The sequence below is a fragment of the Pseudomonas frederiksbergensis genome (assembly GCF_035751725.1).
In the GTDB taxonomy this organism is placed as follows: domain Bacteria; phylum Pseudomonadota; class Gammaproteobacteria; order Pseudomonadales; family Pseudomonadaceae; genus Aquipseudomonas; species Aquipseudomonas frederiksbergensis_A.
The window spans coordinates 3,587,041-3,612,398 of sequence record NZ_CP142104.1; the positions used below are offsets into that span (position 1 = coordinate 3,587,041).

Here is a 25,358-nt window from a genome sequence, read left to right on the forward strand (position 1 = left end):
CCTGAAACAGTTCGATTATGTTTCAGGACTACGCTTTGGGGCGGGCTGGCGATACGATTCCTTACTGGTGTTCTTATCAGGCATCGACACATGTTCCGATGTAATACTCCAGTCCCGCTGGGAACTCCATACCCAGCACCCGCCCTATTTCTCTTAGCTGCTCGCCTGTTATTTCCAGCTCTCCAGGGCCGATTTCACTGAAGGATTTCCCTTCGGTTATTTGGGCTAGCACTTCATTCTGCTCAGAGTTTTTTATGTACATTTCAAACTGCAATGAATCGTCATTTTTGTCGTCGGGATAAAAGGTACTCCGGCGGATAGATCGGGTTGACGATGATGCTGTCCGCCACCGGCGTCGGTGGGTAGATCCAAATGTGCGGGGTTTGGGGCGCGGCTTCCAGTGCGGGGATGCCGAGGGTGTCGGAGGGGTCGGTGGCTGGGGTCCAGATCAGTTCGATGCCGTCGCCAAGGTCTGCGATATATTGGTCAGCACGCGGCGTCAGGTGAACGACGTCAACCATTCCCCAGTCGCGGTTCTGCCCGGTGTAGAAGCCATACCCCTTGATACTGCCGTCGGCCTGGACGTGGATTACGAACCTTGGGCAGGTCTTTTGGGCGTGTCACGAGTCGCGAATCTCATCCTGAAAATCCAGGAGGGGCGCTAACGCAGGGGATGGGAGTGGCGATGTAAGATGTTTCTTGAAATGATCGCTCCGTTTTCGTCGCGCGATGTAGGGCCGAAAAAATCAGCCGGCCGATCGACTCTGAATCAGCGGTTGAACCACCCGTCACACATCCACCGCCACGTGGGGCCGACGGCTTATCAGGAGCTTTACATTGATCGGATATCGATTCGAGCGCACCGCGCGGGATGACCTGCACATCCACTCGGTCAACCGGGTACAGAGCGTAGTCGTGCTGCTGACCAGTGCGCTGGCGTTGATCTTTCCCGTGGGGGCCGTGCTGGCGATTGCAGACTCGTCGCCAGCGGGCATGGACCCATTGAGCTTGCTGCTGATCGTGCTCGGTCTGCTGCTGATTCCCGCCCTGGGCCTGTCGCTGCTGGTTTACACCGGCACCCGCGAAACCTTGGTGCTATCGCGCCTCGACGGCGAAGGCAAACGCCGCACCCAGAACTTTTTTGGCCGCCGTGAGCGGGTGCACTCGGTGTTCAGGCTCGACGCCGCCAAACACTTCGAACTTCGCCGCCACCCGGAGGCCAAGCCAGCCGCCACCCAACTGTGGCTGGTGATGCGCGACGGCACCACCCACCGTCTGACGAGCAGCAACGTTCCGGTCGTACCGGGAAGCAAACGCACCGACCTGTGGCTGCGTGAGATAAGCGAATACCTGCAGATATCAATGCCCACCGAGGTAACGGTCGGCTCGGCACCCATTGCGAAGGCCGCCTACCGGCCTGCTCCAACCCCGGCGAAGATCGCCAGGCAACGCAAAACAATGGAACCGACGCCTTCGGCGCAAACGACTGAGCAACTAGGCGCACCCGCATGGGCCTTGCTCGCCCTGATTGGCGCCTTCCTGGCGGTGTTAGAGCTGACCCGCGTTATTGCCTTGGTCACTTCGCTGTTTACCGGACGGCTGCGCATTGGCATTAGTCGCCCGACAACCTTCTATTGGGCGGAGCAGCCGATGATCTTTTCATTTCACATGCTTATCGGTGTAGTGGAATTGCTGATCATTGGCGTCATCGCCTGGGGTTGTTTGCGCGTGGCGATCGAAGGGCGGATGAAGTCCAATCCTTGAGGACGATTGATTCCACCACGGTTCGGCAAGAAAAAGCGGTGCAGAAAGCGCAAGTGCAGCGTTGAGTATCACCGAGGCATTCCCGTGATGCTGGACGGGCTGCCCACGGATGGATAGCGTACAAACTAAACTCCGTTTCGATTTGAGGTAATGATGGTTTCCCTAGCTGTTCAGGAAGAAGTTAGAAGTCGCCTGCGCGGCGCAGAACACGAGCACGATGTCCAAGTAGTTTTAGCCGTGGAGTCAGGCAGTCGGGCTTGGGGTTTTGCTTCACCCAACAGCGACTATGATGCAAGGTTTATTTATGTGAACAGACCTGAGTGGTACCTCTCTGTTGGCCTGGAGGAGCAACGCGACGTTATCGAATATCCAATCGTCGATGAGATGGATATCAATGGTTGGGATCTGCGCAAGGCGCTGAGACTATTCTGGAAGTCCAATCCGGGCTTTGTGGAATGGGTACAGTCGACCATCATTTACGAGCACTCCGGTTCCTTCCATGAGCAGGCCAAGGCGTTGTTGCCACAGGTGTATTCGGTGGAAAGCGGTATTTATCACTACCGCAGCATGGCGAAAACCAACTACCGGGGGTATTTGCAGGCCCCACAGGTGCCACTGAAAAAATATTTCTATGTCCTGCGCCCGTTGTTATCCGTGCGTTGGCTGGAACAGTTCAACACGCCAGCCCCTATTGAATTCGACAAGCTGCGCGGTGTACTTGATGGAGAGACCGAACTCCAGCAAGCCATTGATGACTTGCTCGTGATCAAGCGCGCGGCTCCTGAAATGGGGCTATCGCCTCAGATCGCTCCCATTCAACTTTTCATTGAACGTGAGCTGAGCCGCCTTGAGGCCATCAAGCCCTCACGTAGCGAACGCAAGGAGGTGGAACCACTGCTATCGGAGCTGTTTCGTTCCGTGTTGAAGGAAACCTGGAGCTAACGGTCCGCGCTATTCAATCAACGAGGGGCAGCCGAACTCACCCCGCAGCAACGCCACGGCCTCGTCAACGGACGGCCCCTGTATCGGCGGTGGGTCAGGCCGTTCACAGAACTCCCGCCATGCAAAAAGCGTCAGTTCTGCGCCATCGGTCTGCGGCGAATCGGTTTCCCTCGAGCCGAAGTCCGCTTGGGTTGCAGGTGCGTTTCGATGGCGTGCTGGATTCGCGCCTGCAACACACCCAGTTCGGCCAACGCTTCGATGGGTAGCGATGCCAAGGAGTTCGTCATCCGCTTTGCGCTGAGCATCAGATAGCCGGGCAGTGCACTGTTAATGCGGTGGTTGATGATCCAATGCTCAGCTTCATGGACGATGAAACGAGGCGATATGCGCATAGGATGGCCACCATTCGGAGATCACTGCTATGGTAGGAACAGGCTCTCCCGCTCCCAGGACCAAAAGATGATTTCACATATCTGCATCGGCGTGAACGACTTCGAACGAGCCTATCTCTTCTATCAAGAAATCACGCAAGCGCTCGGCCTTGAACTCAAATTCAAAGACCTTGAACGCCCATGGGCGGGCTGGAAACATCCTGACAATGCGCGCCCGCTTTTTGTGATTGGCAAACCGTTCGATGGCGAATCGGCGACATCAGGAAACGGACAGATGATTGCCCTGCTGGCCCCCGATCGGCAGGCCGTGCGCGACATCCATGCCCTGGCGTTGACCCTCGATGGCCGCTGCGAAGGCCCCCCGGGCCTGCGCCCCGAATATCATCCGGATTATTACGGGGCCTACTTTCGGGACCCTGAAGGCAACAAGCTCTGCGTCTGTTATCACGATCCGGAGTAACCCGCCCGCGCCCGGCACGCCTCCCCAAACGCGCGGAAAATCGCCCGGTAATCCGGGTGCTCCATCACTTCCCATTCCGGATGCCATTGCACGCCCAACGCAAACGCTCGGCTGCCCTCCACCGAAAGCCCCTCCACCAAGCCATCTTCCGCCACGGCTTCGACTCGCAGGCCCTGCCCCACCCGCGCGATGCCCTGGCCGTGGACGGAATTGACTTCGATGACATCCTTGAGGCCCAGCCGTGCCAGCACACCGCCCGGGCTCACTGTCAGGGCGTGGTTACGGGCGTATTGCTCCTGCACCGGCTCGTTGCTCGGCGGTTCGTGTTCGGCGCCGGGGCCGTCGAGTTGTTGATGGAGCGTGCCGCCGAAGGCGACGTTCATTTCCTGGAAGCCGCGACAGATGCCCAACACCGGAAGGCCGGCCTCGACCGCGGTGCGCCAGAGCGCCAGCGCCAGGTTGTCCCGGGCCGGGTCGTGCTCGGTGCCCGGCGGGCTGGGTGGGCCACCGTAGTGATGGGGCTCGATATTGGACGGCGATCCAGTGAACAGCAGGCCGTCGAGGCCGGCGATGATCCGGGCCGGATCCATCAGCGCCGGGAATACCGGCACGATCACCGGTAGCGCCTCGGCGGCGGTGGCGACGGCCTGGGCGTATTTGTCGTTGCTGAGCTGGACAGTGTGCGGACCGATTTTGCCTGAGCAGGCGATGATTCCGATCATGGGTGGACGAGACATAGGGTTCCCCGGTAGCTCACATGCTTATGGATCGGATTGCGGCGCGGGTCCGGTTGTTCAAATTTGATGACGGACCGTGGGCGTTACCTGAACGAAGCCATCGACGCAGCGGTCGGAACTGCAAACCACGGCAAAGAACCCTCACCCATGCCCTCACGATCCGCTGCCCTCGTCACCCTGTTCGCGTTGTCTGCCTGCACGATGGCAATGGCCCAAGAGCCGTTGCGCCTCGAAAGCCTGAAGCGCTGCGGTGACCTGCTCGAAATCGAGCATCAGCAGTGGTGCCTGACCGTGCGAGGGCTGGGCGAGGCAACGCCGCAACTGACGCTGGGTGAACAAGCGATTCCCGCTGACAGGGTCGAGCGTGACGGGCAACAGCTGCGTCTGCGCCTGGACAGGGCCGATTACCAAAGCGGTCCGCTCTGGTTGGAGGACGGCCCGCGTGCCAGCAATGCCGTCTGGTTGACCCTGCGCAGCAGTCACGTTGTCGCGGCCGGGCCGAATGAGGTGGCGAAGAACATGGACGGCCTGACCACGTATGTGGATCTGGTCAGCGTGTTGATCGAGGAAAGCCACGATGGCCGCCAGGAGGCCGAGCGGCTCGCCGGCAAGTACGGCGCCAAGGTAGTCGGCAGCATTGCGCCGCTCAATGTGTATCAGCTGCGCCTGCCGGCCAAGGACCTGGTGCAGCGCGACGCATTGGTGCTGCGCCTGGGCGGCGAGACCAGCGTCGATGCCGTAGTGATCGAAGAATCCGGGGCTGAAGAAACCGAGCAAGCGCCCACCCAGCCGGAAGAGCCGAAGAAACCGGCCCAGGACTCGGATGAATGGGCCGCGAATCGCTTTCTCGACGCGGTGCATTACTACCAGCGGCGCATCCCCGGACAACAGGCGCCGATCCGACCGCACCCCGTGCGCATCGGCCTCATCGAGCGTGACGTCGATTTCGACACGGCGGACTTCGCCGACTACCTGGGCCCCTGCTCGGTGCCGCGCACCTGCGTTTACGCCCGCGACGCGGATAAACCGGACAACCACGGCACGACCGTCGCGGGCATCCTCGCCGCTCGCTGGAACGACGGTGGCAACACCGGTTTGCTCCGTGGCCTGGACAAGGCCAGCGGCGGCTTCGAAGTGATCGTCGAACGCAACTCCGATGCCGGGATCACCGCCAACATCGCGGCCTCGGTCAACCTCGTCGAGGATGGCGTGCGCGTGCTCAACTGGAGCTGGGGCATTCACCGTGTGGGGGCGAAGGATGTCAAAGGCGACGACGTGGATTCGCTGCTGCGTTCGGGCATCGCCATGAGTGGCTACGAAGAATTGTTGGAGGAGTTTTTCCTGTGGCTGCGCAAGGAGCACCCCGACGTGGTGGTAGTGAACTCAGCCGGTAACGGGTCGTCATTCTCGGGCACCGATGAATATCGCCTGCCCTCCTCGTTCGTCACCGAACAACTGCTGGTGGTCGGCGGGCACCAGCGCAGCGAACGCGCCGGCGCTGCCGTCGACGACCCGGGCTATGCGGTCAAGCGCAACTCCTCGAACATCGACATGCGCGTCGACATCACCGCCGCCGCGTGCACCCACGCCTCCACGGTCAATGCCGGCCAGGATGGCGCGGTGCATTGCGGCACGTCCTATGCCACGCCCATGGTCACCGGCCTGCTGGCGGCGATGCTGTCGATCAATCCGCAACTTCACCCCGAGCAACTGCGCATGCTCCTGCGCCGCAGCGCCATGACCATCGGCGACAATCACGACTTCGAACAAATGGACGGCGAAGACCTCACCGCGCCCATCCTGCCGTCGGAGCGCAACTACCAGCTCAGCGACAAGGATGTGGGCCGCTCGGCACGGCTGGACATGCAAAAGGCGTTGGATCTGTCGGTGCAGAGTCGCGATCGGGTGCGCTGATCCCACCCTAGCCACCGCCCCCTTTCGCCCTTACGATACGTCCACCGCAGCCGCGCTTCGAAACCGTTCAAGCCGAGTAGAAAAACCATGAACCGCCGTAAGAAAATAAACCAGCTACTCAAGGCCAACGCCAAGAAAGCCAGTGCCAAACTGGCACCGAAGAGCAAGGACAGGTACATCAGCAAAGCCGACCGGTTGAAACTGGCGGCTGAAGCCGATCCAGACATCATCGCTGCCCCTGAAAACTGATCGCTACCTTCGCAGGCCAACAGCGACCAGCAAGGCCTCCATCAAATGGACTTACCGGAGATACCCGTGCAACGTCTTTTCCTTTGCATCGCCTTCCTGGCGCTGGCCGCTTGCGCCACCCAGCAAACGCAGACAAAACCTGTCAATACGCCGACGTTCAAGTTCCGCACCGTACCGATGAGGGCCGATGGAAACCCGGTCATCAACCCGGACGTCTTGAAAGCGATCGAGCAACTCGACATGCCCGCGCCAATCAAGACGCTGACCTACGTGGAACTGGCCGGCACCGTCAACTACCCCAAGGAAAGCAGGCCGGAACGTACCGAGTATTTTCTGTCTACCGACCCGGACACCCGCCAGTTGCGCTTCATTCACAAAAGCGAACACCTCAACGGTCGCAAGATCACCTGGCGTGGCCTGTTGATGCTTTCTGGAGTGGAACAGGCCACGATGTCGAGAAATACCGTGGTCATCGACAGCTTGAGCTTTCGTGGCGATTGGCGACACATGCCGGTCGGCAGCCAATTGGGTTACACCCGGCAAGGCAGTAACACCAGCAACCTCATCGGTACCTTGGGCACGGAGCCGAGAGTCTTCGACTGTCGCATCGACCGCGAATTGCCGGCCAAGCAACTGAACCCGGCCCTGAGCGGCCAGGCCAAGGCCATGAGTTGCCAGGAACAGCTTCCGAGCAAGAGACTCCTTCCCGCCAATCATTATTACTATTTGGTCGACTACGGTTTCTTCTACCACGCCAGTACCGACAAGCACGACGGGATTTCCATCGACATGCATGTACAGAGCGTGAAATAAATGACCCTGGACGCCATCGATCCGCTATCGCTCCAACGCATCATCAACACCCACGGCACGCTCGAAGGCGCGGCGTATTTCGATGCCGAGGAAAGCCTTGTCCACGACATATTTCCCGACCGCATCGTGTTCCAGACCAACTATCTGGACTACACCAGCTACGCAGTCGATCTGGCCGAAGGCGCAGTGCGGGTGCGCAAGACGCGGCTGGATAATTACCACCGCGGCCACAATGCCCAGGTGATCGATGACGACATGGATGAAGACGATTGGGTCGAATTGGCCAGCCACTGGCAACGCTTGAGCCGTGACCTGGACACGGCTGGCCAAGGCCCGGGACCGGACATGGCCGATACGCTGGCGGACCTGTTCGATTGCCTGTTCGACGAGGCCCATGCGCAAGCGCTGATCGAGAACATGCCGTCCCCTACCGGTCAATGGGACTGGGCGTGGACACAGCTGCAATCGGCCCTTGCCGGGACCAATCGGCTGGCTGAGTTCGAGTGGAAGGAATGGTCGTTGTCAGGCGTCTACGCTATCAACGCCCTTGCGCCACTACAGGAGCGGGGCATTGAAATCCCCACGCCCGACAGTGCAACCGTCGATGCAGTCAATCACGCCAACGATTGGGAACGGGCGCTGCTCCAGTATTTCAATGGGCGGCTCGAGGCCCACGATCTGAAGCTGTTGGCCATCGGCACGCATTTCGACGAGTACCAAGCGTTTGCCTGCCTGCCCATGAACGGGCTGGGCCTGGCCAATGCGCTGGAAATCATGGGCAGGCTGGGCATCGTCCATAAATACTAAGCCTCTGGTGCGGCGCAATGTCGTCGAGCTTGCAGGTATCTGAAATCCCTATAGTTGCTATCGACACCAGCGCCGTTCTCGTTGCGCTTCGCTCTCTCTAATCTGCCCACCAACGCGATCGACGACGATCTCGGCAGATCAAACCGCCCCTTATGGAGAGAGAAACGATGAACACATTCAACCGCACCCTCGCTGTGGCAACCTTGGCCCTGGCAACCCTCGGCGCCCAGGCGGCGACGCCTGTCCAGGCCGGCGCCAGTGTCTCGGCAGTCGGTAGCGTGGTGCAGTCCGCCAGCTACATCACCACCAAGGATGGCGTCCAGCTGTATTACAAGGACTGGGGCCCGCGCAACGGCCAGGTCGTCACGTTCAGCCACGGCTGGCCGCTGGACTCCGACAGCTGGGAAGGCCAGATGATGTTCCTCGCCTCCAAGGGCTACCGCGTGATCGCCCACGACCGTCGCGGTCATGGCCGCTCCAGCCAACCGTGGGAAGGCAACGACATGGATCACTACGCCGATGACCTGGCGGCAGTCATCGAAGCACTGAACCTGAAGGACGTGACCCTGGTCGGCTTCTCGACGGGAGGCGGCGAAGTGGCTCGATATATCGGTCGCCATGGCACCGCCCGGGTGAAGAAAGCCGTGCTGGTGTCCTCGGTTCCACCGTTGATGCTCAAGACCGACAGCAACCCCGGCGGCCTGCCGCTGGAAGTGTTCGACGGCTTGCGCAAGGCGTCCCTGGAAAACCGTTCGCAGCTGTACCTGGACATCGCATCCGGCCCGTTCTATGGCTACAACCGCAAAGGCGCCAAGCCATCCCAAGGCCTGATCCAATCGTTCTGGGTGCAAGGCATGCAGGGCGGCAGCAAGAACACCTACGACTCGATCGCAGCGTTCTCGGCAACCGACTTCCGCGGCGATCTGAAGAAATTCGACGTGCCGACGCTGGTGATCCACGGTGACGACGACCAGATCGTGCCGATCGATGCCGCAGGCCGCGCCTCGGCAGCGCTGATCAAGGGCGCTCGGCTGATCGTCTACCCCGGCGCGCCGCACGGGCTGACCGAGACCCACAAGGATCGTCTCAACCAGGACCTGCTGATGTTCCTCAAGGAATAACCACAGGCTTTTCGCTCAAGGCCCTTCGTCGGAAGGGCTTTCGCGTTGCAGCGCAGATTCCACCGCCGCCTTATCGATCACCGACCACACCCGAACGATCTTGCCTTGCTCGAAGGCATAAAACACGTTCTCGGAAAATCGAATCCGTCGGCCGTGGGTCGCCAGCCCGAGAAAACGTCCTCGCGGCGAGCAATCGAACAGCAACCGACTCGCGACATTCGGCGGCTCGACCACCAGCAGATCGATGTTGAAACGCAAGTCGGCGATGGTGCTCACGTCGTCTTCCAACATTGCCCGATAACCCGCCAGGCCCACCGGCTTGCCGTTGTAGTGCACGTTGTCGTCGACGAACCTGCCCAAGTCCTGCCAGCGGCGATCATTCAGGCAGGCGATGTAATTGCGATATTGCTCAGCCAAATCCATGTCCAGTCCCTCCGTTCTCTCAGTCACTGCGATTGCCCGTGCTCACCCGCCGTATCGATACTCACCACCACCGACATCCCCGGCCGCAGGCGTTCGCTCTCCGGTTGGCCGGGATCGACCGTGATGCGAACCGGCACGCGCTGGGCGATCTTGACGAAGTTGCCCGTGGCGTTGTCGGCCTGCAACAGGCTGAACTCGGAACCGGTGGCCGGGGAAATCCGCTCGACATGTCCCAGGAACCGGCGATGGCCGAGGGCATCCACGGTGAAGCTCGCCGGCTGGCCGACACGCACCTTGTCCATCTGGGTTTCCTTGAGGTTGGCGATCACCCATTTCTGGTCCGGAACCAGCGCCATCAACTGCGCACCGGAGTTGACGTAGGCCCCGAGGCGCACGCCGATCTGCCCCAACTGACCGTCCCGTGGCGCCACGACGCGGGTGTTGGACAAGTCGATACGCGCCAGTTGCACCGCCGCCTCGGCATTGGCGACGGCGGCTTCGAGCGAGCCGCGATTGACCACCACCGTTTGCAGATCCTGGCGGGCAATCTCCAGGCTGGCCCGAGCCTGCGCCACGGCCGCGTTGGTTTGCGCGCTGGCCGCACGGCTCAGGTCCAGTTCACGCTGGGACACCGAACCGTCCTTGATCAGCGCTTCGTTGCGGCGCAGGTCGGCGGCGCTTTTGCGGGCCTGGGCCTGGCTGTCGGCCAGCGCGGCCTGGCGCAGCGTGATGGTGGCCTCGGCGCTGTTGCGCTGCTGCACGACGTTGGCGAGGGCCGCTTGCTGCACGGCCAGTTGCGCCAGCGCCTGGTCGAGCCGTTGCCGATAGATGCGATCGTCGAGGCGCACCAACAGATCGCCGGCCTTTACGAACTGGAAATCCTGCACCGGCACCTCGTGCACGTAACCGCTCAGCTGCGGCCCGATAATCGTAACCTGCCCGCGCACCAAGGCATTCTCGGTGGTTTCCACGGCGCTGCTGAACGGCGGCAGTTGCCAGGCATAAAGCACCACCAGCACGCCGACAATCGCCACGGCCGCGAACCCCATGGACGAAAGAATCCGCACGCGCAGGGAACGCGGCTTCGTCGCCGGACCGGCGGGAGGCGCCTGGTCCTCAGGCGTGTCGGCGATGGCGTTGGTGGTCGTGCTGGTCGGTTCGCTCATGAAGAAGTGGCACCGCTGGGTTGTGTCGAAGGGCCAGGCGCTGTGGCGACGGGCTGGGTGGTGCTCATCAGCCACAGGGCACGAATGGAGATCCAGATCATGGTCAACACGGCGATCACCGCGATCAACATGAACACATCGTTATAAGCCAGGACGTTGGCTTCGCGAGTGGCGGCCGCGGCGAGGCTGCGAATGCCTTGCAAGTGCCGCAGGCCCGGATCGCTGATCAGCGAACCCACCGCCGAACCACCGCTGTCCACCCGCGCGGCCACGCGAGGGTCGAACAGCTGGAGGTTTTCCACCAGGTGGCTGGAATGAAACTTCTCCCGTACCACCTGGAAGGTACCGAGCACCGCCGCGCCCACCAAGCCGCCGAGGTTCTGGCAGATCCCGAACAACACGGAAAAACTCACCAGGTTCCGCGGGTTGGTCAACACATTGCGTACACCAAGAATCATCGTCGGCCCGAGGAAAAAAGTACTGCCAAACGCCAGCAGGAACTGACTGAAATACATGTTCTGCGGGCGGCTCAGGTTGTTCGAATAGCTGTCCATGACCGACCCCGTCGCCATCAGCGCCAGGGAAATGATCAAGGGCATGAACAGGTGCGCCGGGTTGATCGTCAGGGCGCTGGTCACCAGCCCGGCGATGCTGCCGATCAGCATCACCACGTAGAGGCTGTGCATCTGTTCGCTGCTCATGTTCAGCGCTTGCAGGAACCCCACCGCCCCGGTGGATTGTTCCGAAGTGACCATGCGAATCAGGACGACCGCCAGGGCCAGGCGGATCATCACCCCGCTGCCGAGCCAGCGCGTCATCAGCATCGGGTTGCTGCGGTTATGCTCGATCGCCAGGCCCGCCAGGATCAACACGATGGACAGCGCCGAGGCGACGCCGATCCACGGCGCCTCCAGCCACCAGTCGATGCGCCCCAGCGACAACACCGCGCACAGCAATGCCACACCGCTGGCGAGCACGGTGAAGGTCAGGAAATCGAGTTTTTCGAAGGTCTTGAAGCGGTCGCCTGGCGGTAACTTAAGCAGCAGCACGCACCCCAGCGAGAGCAGCGCCATTCCCAGCTCGAACAGGTACAACCCGCGCCATTCGGCGATTTGCAGCAGGTCTTCGGAAAACAGCCGGGCCATCGGCAAGGCCAGCTGCGAAGTGCCCAGGCCCAGCACCAGCGCCTTGAGCCGCCACTTCGCCGGAAACGCCTGGACCATGTAATAAAGCCCCAGGGAACTGAGGGCGGCGCCGACCATGCCGTGGGCCGCCCGCACGGCAATCGCCGAGCTCAGGTCGTTGACGAACAAATGGCCGAACGTCACCAGGGCGTACAGCGCCAGGAACACCTCGGTGAACGCGCGCAAGCCGAACTGCTGACGAAATTTCACCAGCAGCAGGTTCATCGAGACATTGGTCATGACGTAGGCGGCGGGCAACCAGGCCATTTCAGCGGTGGTAGCGCCGAGGGCGCCTTGCAAATAAGGCAGGTTGGCAATCACCAGCGAATTGCCCAAGCCCCCGGTCACCGCCACCAGCACGCCGACCAGCGCGAATGCTAGCCGCTTGGGCGTGGGATGCAGCGGCGTCGAAGGCGAACCTGGCAGCGTCGGCCGTTCGTGGGGCTGCCAGGCGCGAGGGGTGTAATGATCCATTCAGAAACCTTGCAAGGGCATGGCGACTCGTTTAGTGCGGATGAATGCCTGTTCGACGATCGGAAGGTGCAAGAAGTGCCCCTGCGCTCTTGTGCGAGCCCCAGAGTCCTGGTGCCCGCATCGAAGCGAGGCCATTCGACTAATGTCTTACGCCGGTCATCGCATGACCTTGCCCGCTCACGGCTATCCTGATGGCACCGGTTTACCGCGCCACAGTGGGCTGCTTGACGAATTTTAAGGAGCAAAAGCATTGATTTAGCCCACGATCGGACCCTTCACGATGAAAAAACGCGGTAATGGCCAGTTGACAACGAGGAACGCTCCCCAAATAATCCACGCCATGTTGTACGACGACGTATGACAAATAAAAACAACAAAAAGTAGGAGCGCCAGAGTGAGCACACGTGCCCGTTTTTCGTCGAGTCACCGTTCCAGCCGCCGTACCCTTCTCAATTCCACCCCCGCCCTGTCATTGCTAGGTTGCACCGGTCTTGCGCTGTTCATGCCTATGACCGCTGGTGCAGCAGGCTTTGTCGATGACGCCAAAGCCACCCTGAACGTGCGCAACTTCTACATCAACCGCAACTTCACCAATCCGGACAATGCCCAGGGCAAAGCCGAAGAGTGGACCCAGAGTTTCATCCTCGACGCCAAGTCCGGTTTCACCCAAGGCACCGTCGGTTTCGGCGTGGACGTACTGGGCATGTACTCGGTCAAGCTCGACGGTGGCCGTGGCACTGCAAACACTTCCTTGCTGCCGATCCATGACGACGGCCGTCCGGCCGATGACTTCGGTCGCCTGGGCGTGGCCCTGAAGGCCAAGGTCTCCAAGACCGAACTGAAGGTCGGCGAGTGGATGCCGGTGCTGCCGATCCTGCGCTCCGACGATGGTCGTTCCCTGCCCCAGACCTTCCGTGGCGGCCAGGTGACCTCCACCGAAATCAACGGCCTGAGCCTCTACGGCGGCCAGTTCCGTGGCAACAGCCCGCGTAACGACGCGAGCATGGAAGACATGTCGATGAACGGCCGCGGTGCGTTCACCTCCGACCGTTTCAACTTCGGCGGCGGCGAATACGCCTTCAACGAAAAACGCACCCAGGTCGGTGTCTGGTACGCGGAACTGTCCGACATCTACCAGCAGCAGTATTTCAACCTGACCCACAGCCAACCCATGGGCGACTGGACCCTGGGCGCCAACCTTGGCTACTTCGTCGGCAAGGAAAACGGCAGCGCCCTGGCCGGCGACCTCGACAACAAAACCGCCTTCGCCATGCTCTCCGCCAAATACGGTGGCAACACCTTCTACGTCGGCCTGCAGAAAGTCGGCGGCGACGATGCCTGGATGCGCGTCAACGGCACCAGCGGCGGCACCCTGGCGAACGACAGCTACAACTCCAGCTACGACAACGCCAAGGAAAAATCCTGGCAAGTGCGCCACGACTTCAACTTCGCGGCTGTCGGCGTGCCGGGCCTGACCCTGATGAACCGCTACATCAGCGGTGACAACGTGCACACCGCCACCGTCGATGATGGCAAGGAATGGGGTCGCGAGAGTGAGCTGGCCTACACCGTGCAGAGCGGCGTCTTCAAGAGCCTCAACGTAAAATGGCGTAACTCGTCGCTTCGTCGTGACTTCAGCACCAACGAGTTCGACGAAAACCGTCTGATCTTCAACTACCCGATTTCGCTCCTGTAACACCCATGGAACCCGTGCCACGAGCGCCTGCCAGCGCCATGGCATGCCCCGGCAAGGATGCCGACCTAGAGCGGTTCGTCGATCAAACGTTGACAAGGTAGCGGAAGGATAAGGATATTCCCTCTCGGTCGTACGACAACTTATAACAACTGTACCTCTCACTGTTTGCTCAGGTAATGCCATGACCACCACACAGATCCGCCACCCCTTCAATCGCCTGCTGCTGACCGGCGCCGCCGGCGGCCTTGGCAAAGTCTTGCGCGAACGCCTCAAGCCTTATGCCCGCCACATTCGCCTGTCGGACATCGCCAACATGGCTCCGGCCATCGACGAAAGCGAGGAAGTGGTGCCGTGCGACCTGTCTGATAAGCAGGCCGTGCACCAACTGGTGGAAGGCGTCGATGCCATCCTGCATTTCGGTGGGGTATCGGTTGAACGCCCGTTCGAGGAAATCCTCGGCGCCAACATCAGCGGCGTGTTCCACATCTATGAAGCCGCGCGCAAGCACGGTGTCAAACGCGTGATCTTCGCCAGCTCCAACCACGTCATCGGTTTCTACAAGCAGGACCAGACGCTTGACGCCCATTGCCTTCGTCGTCCGGATGGCTACTACGGCCTGTCCAAGTCCTACGGTGAAGACGTCGCCAATTTCTACTTCGATCGCTACGGCATCGAGACCGTGAGCATCCGCATCGGCTCGTCGTTCCCGGAACCACAGAACCGTCGGATGATGAGCACCTGGCTGAGTTTCGACGACCTCACCCAACTGATCGAATGCTCGCTCTACACGCCGAAAGTCGACCACACCATCGTCTACGGCGTCTCCGCCAACCGTGACGTCTGGTGGGACAACAGCCACGCCGCGCACCTGGGCTACAAGCCCAAGGACACGTCGGAAATCTTCCGCGCCAAGGTCGAAGCGCAGCCAATGCCGGCCGCCGATGACCCGGCCATGGTTTACCAGGGCGGTGCCTTCGTGGCTGCCGGCCCGTTCGACAACTGATTCGCCTGTTGTACATGGGATACACACGAACCAAGGAATCACCATGCAAGCCGAATTGATCGTCGACGCACGCAATGCCGTCGGGGAAAGCCCAGTGTGGGTCCCCGAGGAAAATGCCCTGTATTGGGTGAACATCCCCAGCGGTGGCCTGCAGCGCTGGAACGCCAGCAGCGGAAAGGTCCAAGGCTGGGAAGCTCCCGAAATGCTCGCCTGCATCGCCCGCCACCAGGACGGCGGCTGGATCGCGGGTATGGAAAGCGGTTTCTTCCGCCTGCATCCCAATGACGACGGCAGCCTCGACAGCGAATTGTGCGCAAACGTCGAGCACACTCGCACCGACATGCGCCTCAACGACGGCCGTTGCGATCGCCAGGGCCGTTTCTGGGCCGGCAGCATGGTGCTGAACATGGGCGCCAACGCCGACGAAGGCCGGATGTACCGTTATGACGCCGGGCAACGCAGCCCGGTCGAGGCGCAACTGAGCAGTTTCATCGTGCCCAACGGGCTGGGTTTCAGCCCCGACGGCCGGACGATGTACCTCTCCGATTCGCACCCGCTGATCCAGCAGATCTGGGCCTTCGACTACGACATCGATAGCGGCACGCCGTCCAATCGGCGCTTGTTCGTCGACATGATGCCGTTGGCCGGGCGCCCGGATGGCGCGGCGGTGGACGCCGATGGTTGCTATTGGATCTGCGCCAACGACGCCGGGCTGATTCACCGCTTCACCCCGGACGGACGTCTCGACCGTTCACTTGAAGTGCCGGTGAAAAAACCGACCATGTGCGCCTTTGGCGGCAGCCAACTGGACACCCTTTTCGTGACCTCGATTCGACCGGGTGACGACAACGATCCGCAATCCCTGGCCGGTGGCGTGTTCGCCCTCAAGCCTGGCGTCAAGGGCCTGGCTGAACCTGCGTTCGGAGGATGGAAACACTCCGCCAACTGATCTGCTTTGCCGCTTCACATCGATAGACATAAAAACAACAACACTGGAGATTGACCATGAATTTCAAACGCACACTTCTGATCGCGGCCTTGCCCCTGGCCTTCCTGGCCCAGGCGGCACACGCTGAACTCACCCTGAAAATCGCCGACATCCACCCCAAGGGCTACCCGACCGTGGTCGCTGAGGAGTCCATGGGTAAAACCCTGGAAAAGGAGAGCAAGGGCGAACTGAAGTTCAAGTACTTCCCAGGTGGCGTACTGGGTTCTGAGAAAGAAGTCATCGAGCAGATGCAAGCCGGCGCGATCCAGATGTCTCGCGTCAGCCTGGGCATCGTCGGGCCTGTGGTGCCGGACGTGAACGTCTTCAACATGCCGTTCATCTTCCGCGACCAGGCGCACATGCGCGCCGTCATTGACGGTGAAGTGGGCGATGCGATCCTCGACAAGATCACCAACTCTGAATTCGGCCTGGTGGCCCTGGCCTGGATGGATGGCGGCACGCGCAACCTTTACACCAAGAAACCGGTGCGCAAGATCGAAGACCTCAAAGGCATGAAGATTCGGGTAATGGGCAATCCGATGTTCATCGAAACCTTCAACGCCATGGGCGCCAACGGTATCGCCATGGACACTGGCGAGATCTTCAGTGCCTTGCAGACCGGCGTGATTGACGGCGCGGAAAACAACCCGCCGACCATGCTTGAGCACAACCACTACCAGAACGCCAAGTTCTACAGCTTGACCAATCACCTGATCCTGCCCGAGCCGATCGTGATGTCGAAAATCACTTGGAACAAGCTCACGCCAGAGCAGCAGGAGATGGTGAAAAAGGCCGCCAAGGCTGCCCAGGCTGAAGAGCGCCAACTGTGGGATGAAAAATCCGCCAAAAGTGAAGAAAAACTCAAGGCTGCCGGCGTCGAGTTCATCAAGGTCGACACAAAGCCCTTCTACGACGCCACCGCACCGATCCGGGCCAAATACGGTGCTCCGTATGCCGACCTGATCAAGCGCATCGAAGCTGTCCAGTAAGGCCTCTCAATCTGTACTCATGAAACGGCTGGGCGCGCCTGCGGTTAAAAGGCGCGCCCGGTTACGGTGGAACCCGATGAAGAATTTGCTGCTGCGTATCAACGACACGATCTACATGACTTGCATCTGGGTCGCCGGCCTGTCTGTCCTCGCCGTTGCGCTGATGATCCCTTGGGGCGTGTTCGCCCGCTACGTCCTCGGCACCGGCTCAAGCTGGCCGGAGCCCACCGCGATCTTGCTGATGATCGTATTTACCTTCATTGGTGCTGCTGCCAGCTACCGCTCCGGCTCGCACATGGCCGTGGACATGGTCACCAGCCGCATGCCCCCGCACTTGCAAACCCTGGCTTCGGTGTTCACCCAGCTATTGATGGCGGCGGTGTGCATTTTCATGACTGTCTGGGGCACCAAGCTGTGCATGACCACCTGGAACCAGTTCATGAGCGCCATCCCTACCCTGCGCGTTGGCATCACTTACATGCCGATCCCGATCGGTGGGTTCCTGACCCTTATTTTTGTCCTGGAAAAACTCTTGCTGGGTGACCAAAGCAAGCGTCGGGTCGTGCAGTTCGACCTGGTTGAAGAAAACGAAGGTGCCGCTTAATGGACGCTCTGATTCTGCTGGGCAGTTTTTTGCTGTTGATCCTGATCGGCATGCCGGTCGCCTACGCATTGGGCGCCGCCGCCCTGATCGGGGCTTGGTGGATCGATATTCCGTTCCAGGCCATCATGATCCAGATAACCGGCGGGGTGAATAAATTCTCGCTGCTGGCCATCCCCTTCTTCGTCCTGGCCGGTGCGATCATGGCCGAGGGCGGCATGTCCCGCCGCTTGGTGGCCTTCGCCAGCGTGCTGGTCGGTTTCGTCCGTGGTGGCCTGTCCCTGGTCAACCTCGTGGCCTCGAGTTTCTTTGGCGCGATCTCCGGTTCCTCGGTGGCGGACACCGCGTCGGTTGGTTCGGTGCTGATCCCGGAAATGGAACGCCGTGGTTACCCGCGTGAATTCGCCACCGCCGTCACCGTCAGTGGTTCGGTACAGGCGCTGCTGACACCGCCAAGCCATAACGCCGTGTTGTACTCGCTTGCTGCCGGCGGCACCGTCTCCATCGGTTCGCTGTTCATGGCCGGCATCGTCCCCGGCATCATGATGAACCTCTGCCTGATGGCGCTGTGCCTGGTTTTCGCGAAAAAGCGCAATTACCCCAAGGGCGAAGTGATTCCGCTCAAGCAAGCGTTGAAGATCTGCAAGGAAGCCATGTGGGGCATGATGACCTTGTTCATCATCCTTGGCGGCATTCTGTCCGGCGTATTCACCGCCACCGAATCCGCCGCCATCGCCGTGGTGTGGGCGTTCTTCGTGACCATGTGCATCTATCGCGACTACAAGTGGAGCGAGTTGCCGAAACTGATGCACCGCACGGTGCGCACCATCTCCATCGTGATGATCCTGATCGGCTTCGCCGCCAGCTTCGGCTACATCATGACCCTGATGGAAATCCCGGCGAAGATCACCACCGCGTTCCTGACGCTGTCGGACAACCGCTACGTGATCCTGATGTGCATCAACGTGATGCTGCTGGCCCTGGGCACTGTGATGGACATGGCGCCGCTGATCCTGATCCTGACGCCGATCCTGATGCCAGTCATCGTCGGCATCGGCGTGGACCCGGTGCAGTTCGGCATGATCATGCTGGTGAACCTGGGTATCGGCCTGATCACCCCGCCGGTGGGCGCGGTGTTGTTCGTCGGCTCCGCCATCGGCAAGGTCAGCATCGAAAGCACCGTCAAGGCCCTGCTGCCGTTCTACGGCATGCTGTTCCTGGTCCTGCTGCTGGTGACCTACGTGCCTGCCATCTCGCTGTGGCTGCCGAATCTGGTGCTGTAACCCAACAGTGAGCAAGCCCCCCTTGTGGCGAGGGAGCTTGCTCCCGCTGGACTGCGCAGCAGGCCCCTCCGTGTCAATCGGGGCGCCTGCTTCGCAGCCGAGCGGGGGCAAACTCCCTCGCCACAAGAGCTTTCTGCCCCTTTGAAAAAGACCCTGCCATCATGACGCCCCCTCTCCTCCACCTCCAAGACGAACTCACCCGCCTTACCCTGGCCCCGCACCTGGGCGCCAGCTTCGTTGAATGGACCTTGCGCAGCACCGGAGCCCCCCTGCTGCGCCCTCCTGCGCCACAAGCGGTGGAAAATGGTCTGCCGGGCAAGCTCGGCTGCTTCCCATTGATTCCCTGGTCCAACCGAATCGCCCAAAGTGGTTTCGATTGCCCCGGTGGCTGGCTCGCCCTGGACGCCAACAGCCCCAACGATCCGTTTCCCATTCACGGCAGCGCCTGGCAGCAACCTTGGCAGGTGGCCGAACAGAGCGCACAGGAAGTCTTGCTGCAACTCGACAGCCAAACACCGTTCGCCTATTGCGCCAGCCTGCGGATCCGCTTGAGCGGCGGCCAGCTGCAAATCGCCCTGCACGTCACGCACATGGCGGAACAGGCTGCCTGGCACGGGTTGGGTTTGCACCCATATTTCCCGCGCACTGCCGGTACGCGCCTGCAAACCCGCGCCAGTGAAGTCTGGATGTGCGACGCCGCGAAACTGCCGACGGAACTGACGGACGTTCCTTCTGACTGGGATTTCCAACAAGCACGGTCGCTGCCGAAGACCCTCGTCGACAACGGTTTCGGTGGCTGGGACGGACGATGCCTGATCCAACAGCCGGACCTGGGTTACGAACTGGAATGCCGTGCCAGCGGCAGCGATTATTTCCTGTTGTACTGCCCTGTGGGTCTGGACTTTTTCTGCATCGAACCGGTGAGTCATCCGGTCAATGCCCATCACCTGCCAGGACGGCCGGGGCTGCGATTGCTGGAGCAAGGGCAGTCGGTGGCGCTGGGGTTTTCGATGCAGTGCCGAGAGCTCTAGGCGGCACACGATCCCTTGCTCGACGATAAGAATCTCTCAAGCCGCGCACGCCTGTTGTCAGGTGTGAACGCATTTGCAGGCGCCCTGTGCCTCACTTAAGCTGCGGACCCTATGTTGTGAATCTCCAGAATTGCAACCGCTTCTTCCCGCACAGGTCCGCTGTCATGCCCGCGCAGATCCAAAGCTTCCTTGATGCTGCTTCGAAGACCTACACCTATGTCGTTTACGAACAGGATGGCGGGCAGTGCGCAGTGGTCGACCCGGTGCTCGACTACGACCCGGCCTCGGGCCGCAGCGGTACCGCGCAGGCTGATCGGGTGATCGCTTTTGTGCGCGAACATCGATTGACGGTGCAATGGCTGCTGGAAACCCACGCCCACGCCGACCACCTGTCCGCCGCGCCTTATCTGCGCCGGGAATTGGGCGGCAAGATCGCCATCGGCGAGTCCATCGGCCAGGTGCAGAACGTGTTCAAGGCCCTGTTCAACCTGGAGCCTCAATTCGCCGTCGACGGTTCGCAATTCGATCATCAGTTCGCACCGGACGAGTCCTTCCTCATCGGCAATCTCAAGGCCACTGCACTGCATGTGCCCGGCCACACCCCGGCGGACATGGCCTACCTGATCGACGGCGATATGATCCTGGTGGGCGATACGCTGTTCATGCCCGACGTGGGCACCGCTCGCTGCGACTTCCCGGGCGGCGATGCCCACCAGCTCTACACCTCGATCCGCAAGCTGCTGGCCTTCCCTGCTGGCGTACGGTTATTCGTGTGCCACGACTACCCGCCGCAGGGACGCGAGCCTCAGTGCATGAGTACGGTGGGTGAGCAGCGCCAGTACAACATCCATGTGCGCGATGGCATCGACGAGACGTCGTTCGTGGCCATGCGCACCCAGCGCGACAAGACCCTGGGGATGCCGACGCTATTGTTGCCGGCGATCCAGGTGAATGTGCGCGCCGGACACCTGCCGCCGGCCGAGGGTAATGGTGTGACCTACCTGAAGATTCCGATCAACCAGCTCTAGGCATTCGGGACTGCAGCGCGAAGCGGTCCCAAAGCCCTCTAATGCTCAAGTGCCCAACGTCAACCCATTGGCCGGCAACGGCAGCGCGGTCTTGTAGCGCACCTGCTTGAGGGCGAAGCTGGAGCGGATGTTCGCCACGCCCGGGACCTTGGTCAAAAAGTCCATCATGAACCGCTCCAGCGACTGGATCGTCGGCACCAGCACGCGGATCAGGTAATCCGGATCGCCCGCCATCAGGTAGCACTCCATCACCTCCGGCCGGTCGGAGATCGCCTCTTCGAAATGCTGCAGCGCCTCTTCCACCTGCTTCTCCAGGCTGACATGGATAAACACGTTGACGTGCAAACCCAGCAGGTCGGCGTCCAGCAGCGTGACCTGCTCACGGATGACCCCTAGCTCCTCCATCGCCCGGACGCGATTGAAGCATGGCGTCGGCGACAGGTTGACGGAACGGGCGAGATCGGCGTTGGTGATGCGGGCGTTTTCCTGAAGGCTGTTCAGAATGCCGATGTCGGTGCGATCCAATTTACGCATGAGACAAATAATCCTGTTTTTTATCGTTGTGCAGATTTTTTATCTGCAAATGATCTGAACAGCAAGCCAACAGAGAAAAATATTCTTCTTCGTCGAGCCTATGATTGTTGTAGGACAATTTCCCACCTACCCAGGGAAATTCGTCAGCTAGCGCGCCCACTACAAGAAATTCACAAGATCGAGCGTAGAAAGCCATGAACCCAGCGTACGAACCGCTACGCCTGCACGTTCCCGAACCTTCGGGCCGTCCCGGCTGCAAGACCGACTTTTCCTACCTGCATCTGTCCGATGCCGGCACGGTGCGCAAACCTCCCATCGACGTCGAACCCGCCGACACCGCCGACCTGGCCCGCAGCCTGATCCGCGTACTCGATGACCAGGGCAACGCCTTGGGCGACTGGGCCGCGGACATTCCCGTCGAGATCCTGCGCAAGGGCATGCGTGCCATGCTCAAGACGCGCATCTACGACAACCGCATGGTCGTCGCCCAGCGTCAGAAAAAAATGTCGTTCTACATGCAAAGCCTTGGCGAAGAAGCCATCGGCAGCGCCCAGGCCTTGGCCCTGAATATCGACGACATGTGCTTCCCCACCTACCGCCAGCAAAGCATCCTGATGGCCCGGGAAGTGCCGCTGGTGGACTTGATCTGCCAACTGCTGTCCAACGAGCGCGATCCGCTCAAGGGCCGGCAATTGCCGATCATGTACTCGGTCAAGGACGCCGGGTTCTTCACTATTTCCGGCAACCTCGCCACCCAGTTCATCCAGGGCGTGGGCTGGGGCATGGCCTCGGCGATCAAGGGCGACACCAAGATCGCCTCGGCCTGGATCGGTGACGGCGCCACTGCCGAATCGGACTTCCACACCGCCCTCACCTTCGCCCACGTCTACCGGGCGCCGGTGATCCTCAACGTGGTCAACAACCAGTGGGCGATCTCCACCTTCCAAGCCATCGCCGGCGGTGAAGCCACCACCTTCGCCGGACGCGGCGTCGGTTGCGGCATCGCCTCCCTGCGGGTGGATGGCAACGATTTCATGGCCGTCTACGCCGCCTCGCGCTGGGCCGCCGAACGCGCCCGCCGCAACCTTGGCCCGGCGCTGATCGAATGGGTCACCTACCGCGCCGGCCCGCACTCCACCTCGGACGATCCTTCGAAGTACCGCCCCGCCGACGACTGGAGCCACTTCCCGCTGGGCGATCCGATTGCCCGCCTCAAGCAGCACATGGTGAAGATCGGCCAGTGGTCCGAAGAGGAACATGCCGCCGTCACCGCCGAACTCGAAGCCGAGGTGATCGCCGCGCAGAAGGAAGCCGAGCAGTACGGCACCCTCGCCGGTGGGCAGATTCCAAGCGCCGCGACCATGTTCGAAGACGTCTACAAAGAGATGCCGGAGCACTTGAAGCGCCAGCGTCAGCAGTTGGGGATCTGACATGAACGATCACAACAACAATATTGCGTTGGACACCGCCATGACCACTACCACCATGACCATGATCCAGGCCCTGCGCTCGGCCATGGACGTGATGCTCGAGCGCGACGACGACGTCGTGGTGTTCGGCCAGGACGTCGGTTACTTCGGCGGCGTGTTCCGCTGCACCGAGGGCCTGCAGAACAAGTACGGCACCTCGCGGGTGTTCGACGCACCGATTTCCGAAAGCGGCATCGTCGGCGTGGCGGTGGGCATGGGCGCCTACGGGTTGCGGCCGGTGGCCGAGATCCAGTTCGCCGACTACGTCTACCCGGCGTCGGACCAGATCATTTCCGAAGCCGCGCGCCTGCGCTATCGCTCGGCCGGCGAGTTCACCGCGCCGATGACCCTGCGCATGCCTTGCGGCGGCGGCATCTATGGCGGCCAGACCCACAGCCAGAGCATCGAGGCGATGTTCACCCAGGTCTGCGGCCTGCGCACCGTCATGCCATCCAACCCCTACGACGCCAAGGGCTTGCTGATCGCTTCCATCGAAAACGATGACCCGGTGATCTTCCTCGAACCCAAGCGCCTGTATAACGGCCCGTTCGACGGCCACCACGATCGTCCGGTAACGCCGTGGTCGAAACACCCCTCGGCGCAGGTGCCGGACGGTTACTACACCGTGCCGCTGGACGTCGCCGCCATCACCCGTCCGGGCAAGGACGTGACGGTGCTCACCTACGGCACCACGGTCTACGTTTCCCAAGTGGCAGCCGAAGAAACCGGCATCGATGCCGAAGTCATCGACCTGCGCAGCCTCTGGCCGCTGGACCTTGAGACCATCGTCAAATCCGTGAAGAAGACCGGCCGCTGCGTGGTCGTCCACGAAGCCACCCGCACCTGCGGTTTCGGCGCCGAGCTGGTGTCGTTGGTACAAGAACATTGCTTCCACCACCTGGAAGCGCCCATCGAGCGTGTCACCGGCTGGGATACTCCCTACCCGCACGCGCAGGAATGGGCGTATTTCCCTGGGCCGTCCCGTGTGGGCGCGGCGTTGAAACGGGTCATGGAGGTCTGAATGGGCACGCACGTTATCAAGATGCCGGACATCGGCGAAGGCATCGCGGAAGTAGAATTGTCGGTGTGGCACGTCAAGGTCGGCGACATGGTCGTCGAGGACCAAGTGCTGGCCGATGTCATGACTGACAAGGCGATGGTGGATATTCCTTCACCAGTGCATGGCCGGGTCATCGCCCTGGGTGGCGAGCCGGGTGAAGTCATGGCGGTGGGCAGCGAACTGATCCGCATCGAAGTCGAAGGCGCGGGCAACTTGAAGGAATCGGCCCAACCGGCTCCCGTTGCGGCGGCTGTACAGGCGCCAAAGCCTGCGCCAGTGGCCACGCCTGAACCGGTGGGGGAAAAAACCGCCGCGCCACGCTGCGCCCCGCAAGCGCCTGTGGCCCGCGCGCCTGAAGAGCGCCCATTGGCCTCGCCGGCCGTGCGCAAACATGCGCTGGACCTGGGTATCCAACTGCGCCTGGTCCAGGGCAGCGGCCCTGCCGGGCGAATCCTGCATGAGGACTTGGAAGCCTACCTGGCCCAGGGGTCGTCACCCCAGGCCAAGGGCGGTTCGGGTTATGCCGAACGCCACGACGAGCAGCAGATCCCGGTGATCGGCATGCGCCGCAAGATCGCCCAGCGCATGCAGGAAGCCACCCAACGCGCCGCCCATTTCAGCTACGTCGAGGAAATCGACGTCACCGCCCTGGAAGAGCTGCGGGTTCACCTGAATGAAAAACACGGCGCCAATCGCGGCAAGCTGACCTTGCTGCCGTTCCTGGTCCGCGCCCTGGTCGTGGCCCTGCGCGACTTCCCGCAGATGAACGCCCGCTATGACGACGAAGCCCAAGTCATCCACCGCTCCGGCGCGGTGCATGTGGGTGTTGCCACCCAGAGCGATGTCGGCCTGATGGTGCCGGTGGTGCGTCACGCCGAGGCTCGCGGCCTGTGGGACAGCGCGGCGGAAATCTCGCGCCTGGCCACGGCCGCACGCAATGGCAAGGCCAGTCGCGATGAGCTGTCCGGTTCGACCATCACTCTGACCAGCCTTGGCGCGTTGGGCGGCATCGTCAGCACACCGGTGCTGAACCTGCCAGAAGTGGCGATCGTCGGTGTGAACAAGATCGTCGAGCGGCCCGTGGTCATCAAGGGCCAGATCGTGATCCGCAAGATGATGAACCTCTCCAGTTCCTTCGATCACCGGGTGGTCGACGGCATGGATGCGGCGCAATTCATCCAGGCCTTGCGCGGTTTGCTCGAACAACCCGCCACCTTGTTTGTGGAGTAA

Annotated in this window: 25 protein-coding genes and 2 pseudogenes; 19 read left to right on the plus strand and 8 right to left on the minus strand. The window is 61.2% G+C overall.

Annotation, left to right across the window (positions count from 1 at the left end):
• Window positions 1–76: 76 nt before the first annotated feature.
• Window positions 77–262 (minus strand): pyocin S6 family toxin immunity protein, encoded by a 186-nt coding sequence (locus tag VQ575_RS15830; RefSeq protein ID WP_235433082.1) that lies wholly within the window; start codon window positions 260–262, stop codon window positions 77–79.
• 43 nt (window positions 263–305) lie between these two features.
• Window positions 306–590: pseudogene (locus VQ575_RS15835) on the minus strand (S-type pyocin domain-containing protein); the annotation flags it as partial.
• A 247-nt stretch (window positions 591–837) separates the two neighbouring features.
• Here VQ575_RS15835 and VQ575_RS15840 point away from each other — a divergent pair.
• Entirely contained in the window at window positions 838–1,764 is a 927-nt protein-coding gene (locus VQ575_RS15840; protein WP_325917919.1) for a hypothetical protein, read from the plus strand.
• 150 nt (window positions 1,765–1,914) lie between these two features.
• Entirely contained in the window at window positions 1,915–2,706 is a 792-nt protein-coding gene (locus VQ575_RS15845; protein ID WP_325917922.1) for a nucleotidyltransferase domain-containing protein, read from the plus strand.
• A 9-nt stretch (window positions 2,707–2,715) separates the two neighbouring features.
• Here VQ575_RS15845 and VQ575_RS15850 read toward each other — a convergent pair.
• A pseudogene (locus VQ575_RS15850) lies at window positions 2,716–3,098 on the minus strand (HIT family protein).
• A 67-nt stretch (window positions 3,099–3,165) separates the two neighbouring features.
• On the opposite strand from VQ575_RS15850, the gene VQ575_RS15855 reads away from it, so the two are divergent.
• Complete coding sequence (locus VQ575_RS15855) at window positions 3,166–3,558, plus strand: VOC family protein (RefSeq protein WP_325917923.1); 393 nt, start codon at window positions 3,166–3,168, stop codon at window positions 3,556–3,558.
• Here the strand turns inward: VQ575_RS15855 and VQ575_RS15860 are convergent.
• Window positions 3,543–4,295 carry a gamma-glutamyl-gamma-aminobutyrate hydrolase family protein gene (locus tag VQ575_RS15860; protein ID WP_325917924.1) on the minus strand — a complete coding sequence of 251 codons (753 nt, stop codon included), beginning with the start codon at window positions 4,293–4,295 and terminating at the stop codon, window positions 3,543–3,545. The two genes, VQ575_RS15855 and VQ575_RS15860, sit on opposite strands and share 16 nt — an antisense overlap.
• A gap of 147 nt (window positions 4,296–4,442) precedes the next feature.
• Here VQ575_RS15860 and VQ575_RS15865 point away from each other — a divergent pair, with 147 nt between their 5' ends.
• The 5 genes from VQ575_RS15865 (at window position 4,443) to VQ575_RS15885 (ending at window position 9,199) form a co-directional block, all read left to right on the plus strand.
• The gene (locus VQ575_RS15865) at window positions 4,443–6,209 is read left to right on the plus strand and encodes a S8/S53 family peptidase (protein ID WP_411829899.1); all 1,767 of its coding nucleotides are present in this window, start codon (window positions 4,443–4,445) and stop codon (window positions 6,207–6,209) included.
• A gap of 87 nt (window positions 6,210–6,296) precedes the next feature.
• Entirely contained in the window at window positions 6,297–6,458 is a 162-nt protein-coding gene (locus VQ575_RS15870) for a DUF2986 domain-containing protein (RefSeq protein ID WP_080942538.1), read from the plus strand.
• A gap of 66 nt (window positions 6,459–6,524) precedes the next feature.
• The gene (locus tag VQ575_RS15875; protein WP_196304779.1) at window positions 6,525–7,271 is read left to right on the plus strand and encodes a hypothetical protein; all 747 of its coding nucleotides are present in this window, start codon (window positions 6,525–6,527) and stop codon (window positions 7,269–7,271) included.
• Entirely contained in the window at window positions 7,272–8,078 is an 807-nt protein-coding gene (locus VQ575_RS15880) for a DUF6630 family protein (protein WP_200900484.1), read from the plus strand.
• A gap of 167 nt (window positions 8,079–8,245) precedes the next feature.
• Complete coding sequence (locus VQ575_RS15885; protein WP_198724708.1) at window positions 8,246–9,199, plus strand: alpha/beta fold hydrolase; 954 nt, start codon at window positions 8,246–8,248, stop codon at window positions 9,197–9,199.
• A gap of 15 nt (window positions 9,200–9,214) precedes the next feature.
• Here VQ575_RS15885 and VQ575_RS15890 read toward each other — a convergent pair whose 3' ends face one another.
• Genes VQ575_RS15890 through VQ575_RS15900 form a run of 3 tightly spaced genes read right to left on the minus strand, consistent with a single transcriptional unit; the run spans window position 9,215 to window position 12,446 of the window.
• Complete coding sequence (locus tag VQ575_RS15890; protein WP_325917925.1) at window positions 9,215–9,622, minus strand: ester cyclase; 408 nt, start codon at window positions 9,620–9,622, stop codon at window positions 9,215–9,217.
• Between the two features lie 23 nt (window positions 9,623–9,645).
• The gene (locus VQ575_RS15895; RefSeq protein ID WP_325917927.1) at window positions 9,646–10,788 is read right to left on the minus strand and encodes an HlyD family secretion protein; all 1,143 of its coding nucleotides are present in this window, start codon (window positions 10,786–10,788) and stop codon (window positions 9,646–9,648) included.
• Entirely contained in the window at window positions 10,785–12,446 is a 1,662-nt protein-coding gene (locus VQ575_RS15900; RefSeq protein WP_198724703.1) for an MFS transporter, read from the minus strand. The genes VQ575_RS15895 and VQ575_RS15900 overlap by 4 nt, the downstream gene beginning before the upstream one ends.
• Before the next feature lie 466 nt (window positions 12,447–12,912).
• Between VQ575_RS15900 and VQ575_RS15905 the strand changes: the two genes are divergently transcribed.
• The 8 genes from VQ575_RS15905 (at window position 12,913) to VQ575_RS15940 (ending at window position 21,065) form a co-directional block, all read left to right on the plus strand.
• Entirely contained in the window at window positions 12,913–14,142 is a 1,230-nt protein-coding gene (locus VQ575_RS15905) for an OprD family porin (RefSeq protein WP_411829981.1), read from the plus strand.
• A gap of 181 nt (window positions 14,143–14,323) precedes the next feature.
• Entirely contained in the window at window positions 14,324–15,145 is an 822-nt protein-coding gene (locus VQ575_RS15910; protein ID WP_039589356.1) for an NAD-dependent epimerase/dehydratase family protein, read from the plus strand.
• A 43-nt stretch (window positions 15,146–15,188) separates the two neighbouring features.
• A complete protein-coding gene (locus VQ575_RS15915; protein WP_039589353.1) occupies window positions 15,189–16,094 on the plus strand; it encodes an SMP-30/gluconolactonase/LRE family protein in 906 nt (301 codons plus the stop codon).
• Between the two features lie 56 nt (window positions 16,095–16,150).
• Complete coding sequence (locus VQ575_RS15920; RefSeq protein ID WP_039589352.1) at window positions 16,151–17,122, plus strand: TRAP transporter substrate-binding protein; 972 nt, start codon at window positions 16,151–16,153, stop codon at window positions 17,120–17,122.
• A gap of 76 nt (window positions 17,123–17,198) precedes the next feature.
• Window positions 17,199–17,726, plus strand: coding sequence for a TRAP transporter small permease (locus VQ575_RS15925; RefSeq protein ID WP_039589348.1), 528 nt, complete (start codon window positions 17,199–17,201; stop codon window positions 17,724–17,726).
• Window positions 17,726–19,006: a TRAP transporter large permease gene (locus tag VQ575_RS15930; protein WP_039589347.1), complete on the plus strand. Its 1,281-nt coding sequence runs from the start codon at window positions 17,726–17,728 to the stop codon at window positions 19,004–19,006. The genes VQ575_RS15925 and VQ575_RS15930 overlap by 1 nt, the downstream gene beginning before the upstream one ends.
• Before the next feature lie 161 nt (window positions 19,007–19,167).
• Complete coding sequence (locus VQ575_RS15935; RefSeq protein ID WP_198725369.1) at window positions 19,168–20,037, plus strand: aldose 1-epimerase; 870 nt, start codon at window positions 19,168–19,170, stop codon at window positions 20,035–20,037.
• A gap of 164 nt (window positions 20,038–20,201) precedes the next feature.
• Entirely contained in the window at window positions 20,202–21,065 is an 864-nt protein-coding gene (locus tag VQ575_RS15940) for an MBL fold metallo-hydrolase (RefSeq protein WP_039589343.1), read from the plus strand.
• 45 nt (window positions 21,066–21,110) lie between these two features.
• Here VQ575_RS15940 and bkdR read toward each other — a convergent pair whose 3' ends face one another.
• On the minus strand, window positions 21,111–21,599 hold the full coding sequence (gene bkdR / locus VQ575_RS15945) for a Bkd operon transcriptional regulator BkdR (RefSeq protein WP_003202929.1): 489 nt from the start codon (window positions 21,597–21,599) through the stop codon (window positions 21,111–21,113).
• A gap of 194 nt (window positions 21,600–21,793) precedes the next feature.
• On the opposite strand from bkdR, the gene VQ575_RS15950 reads away from it, so the two are divergent.
• The 3 genes from VQ575_RS15950 to VQ575_RS15960 are packed head-to-tail and all read left to right on the plus strand — an operon-like array spanning window position 21,794 to window position 25,358.
• Window positions 21,794–23,029, plus strand: a complete 1,236-nt coding sequence (locus VQ575_RS15950) for a 3-methyl-2-oxobutanoate dehydrogenase (2-methylpropanoyl-transferring) subunit alpha (protein ID WP_030141238.1) — start codon at window positions 21,794–21,796, stop codon at window positions 23,027–23,029.
• Between the two features lies 1 nt (window position 23,030).
• Complete coding sequence (locus tag VQ575_RS15955) at window positions 23,031–24,089, plus strand: alpha-ketoacid dehydrogenase subunit beta (protein ID WP_325917929.1); 1,059 nt, start codon at window positions 23,031–23,033, stop codon at window positions 24,087–24,089.
• Window positions 24,090–25,358 carry a dihydrolipoamide acetyltransferase family protein gene (locus VQ575_RS15960; protein WP_325917931.1) on the plus strand — a complete coding sequence of 423 codons (1,269 nt, stop codon included), beginning with the start codon at window positions 24,090–24,092 and terminating at the stop codon, window positions 25,356–25,358.

Coding starts and splice junctions, on each gene's coding strand:
- VQ575_RS15830 (WP_235433082.1), bottom strand. CDS start 262: ATGTACATAAAAAACTCTGAGCAGAATGAAGTGCTAGCCCAAATAACC.
- VQ575_RS15845 (WP_325917922.1), top strand. CDS start 1,915: ATGATGGTTTCCCTAGCTGTTCAGGAAGAAGTTAGAAGTCGCCTGCGC.
- VQ575_RS15855 (WP_325917923.1), top strand. CDS start 3,166: ATGATTTCACATATCTGCATCGGCGTGAACGACTTCGAACGAGCCTAT.
- VQ575_RS15860 (WP_325917924.1), bottom strand. CDS start 4,295: ATGTCTCGTCCACCCATGATCGGAATCATCGCCTGCTCAGGCAAAATC.
- VQ575_RS15865 (WP_411829899.1), top strand. CDS start 4,443: ATGCCCTCACGATCCGCTGCCCTCGTCACCCTGTTCGCGTTGTCTGCC.
- VQ575_RS15870 (WP_080942538.1), top strand. CDS start 6,297: ATGAACCGCCGTAAGAAAATAAACCAGCTACTCAAGGCCAACGCCAAG.
- VQ575_RS15880 (WP_200900484.1), top strand. CDS start 7,272: ATGACCCTGGACGCCATCGATCCGCTATCGCTCCAACGCATCATCAAC.
- VQ575_RS15885 (WP_198724708.1), top strand. CDS start 8,246: ATGAACACATTCAACCGCACCCTCGCTGTGGCAACCTTGGCCCTGGCA.
- VQ575_RS15890 (WP_325917925.1), bottom strand. CDS start 9,622: ATGGATTTGGCTGAGCAATATCGCAATTACATCGCCTGCCTGAATGAT.
- VQ575_RS15895 (WP_325917927.1), bottom strand. CDS start 10,788: ATGAGCGAACCGACCAGCACGACCACCAACGCCATCGCCGACACGCCT.
- VQ575_RS15900 (WP_198724703.1), bottom strand. CDS start 12,446: ATGGATCATTACACCCCTCGCGCCTGGCAGCCCCACGAACGGCCGACG.
- VQ575_RS15910 (WP_039589356.1), top strand. CDS start 14,324: ATGACCACCACACAGATCCGCCACCCCTTCAATCGCCTGCTGCTGACC.
- VQ575_RS15915 (WP_039589353.1), top strand. CDS start 15,189: ATGCAAGCCGAATTGATCGTCGACGCACGCAATGCCGTCGGGGAAAGC.
- VQ575_RS15920 (WP_039589352.1), top strand. CDS start 16,151: ATGAATTTCAAACGCACACTTCTGATCGCGGCCTTGCCCCTGGCCTTC.
- VQ575_RS15925 (WP_039589348.1), top strand. CDS start 17,199: ATGAAGAATTTGCTGCTGCGTATCAACGACACGATCTACATGACTTGC.
- VQ575_RS15930 (WP_039589347.1), top strand. CDS start 17,726: ATGGACGCTCTGATTCTGCTGGGCAGTTTTTTGCTGTTGATCCTGATC.
- VQ575_RS15935 (WP_198725369.1), top strand. CDS start 19,168: ATGACGCCCCCTCTCCTCCACCTCCAAGACGAACTCACCCGCCTTACC.
- VQ575_RS15940 (WP_039589343.1), top strand. CDS start 20,202: ATGCCCGCGCAGATCCAAAGCTTCCTTGATGCTGCTTCGAAGACCTAC.
- bkdR (WP_003202929.1), bottom strand. CDS start 21,599: ATGCGTAAATTGGATCGCACCGACATCGGCATTCTGAACAGCCTTCAG.
- VQ575_RS15950 (WP_030141238.1), top strand. CDS start 21,794: ATGAACCCAGCGTACGAACCGCTACGCCTGCACGTTCCCGAACCTTCG.
- VQ575_RS15955 (WP_325917929.1), top strand. CDS start 23,031: ATGAACGATCACAACAACAATATTGCGTTGGACACCGCCATGACCACT.
- VQ575_RS15960 (WP_325917931.1), top strand. CDS start 24,090: ATGGGCACGCACGTTATCAAGATGCCGGACATCGGCGAAGGCATCGCG.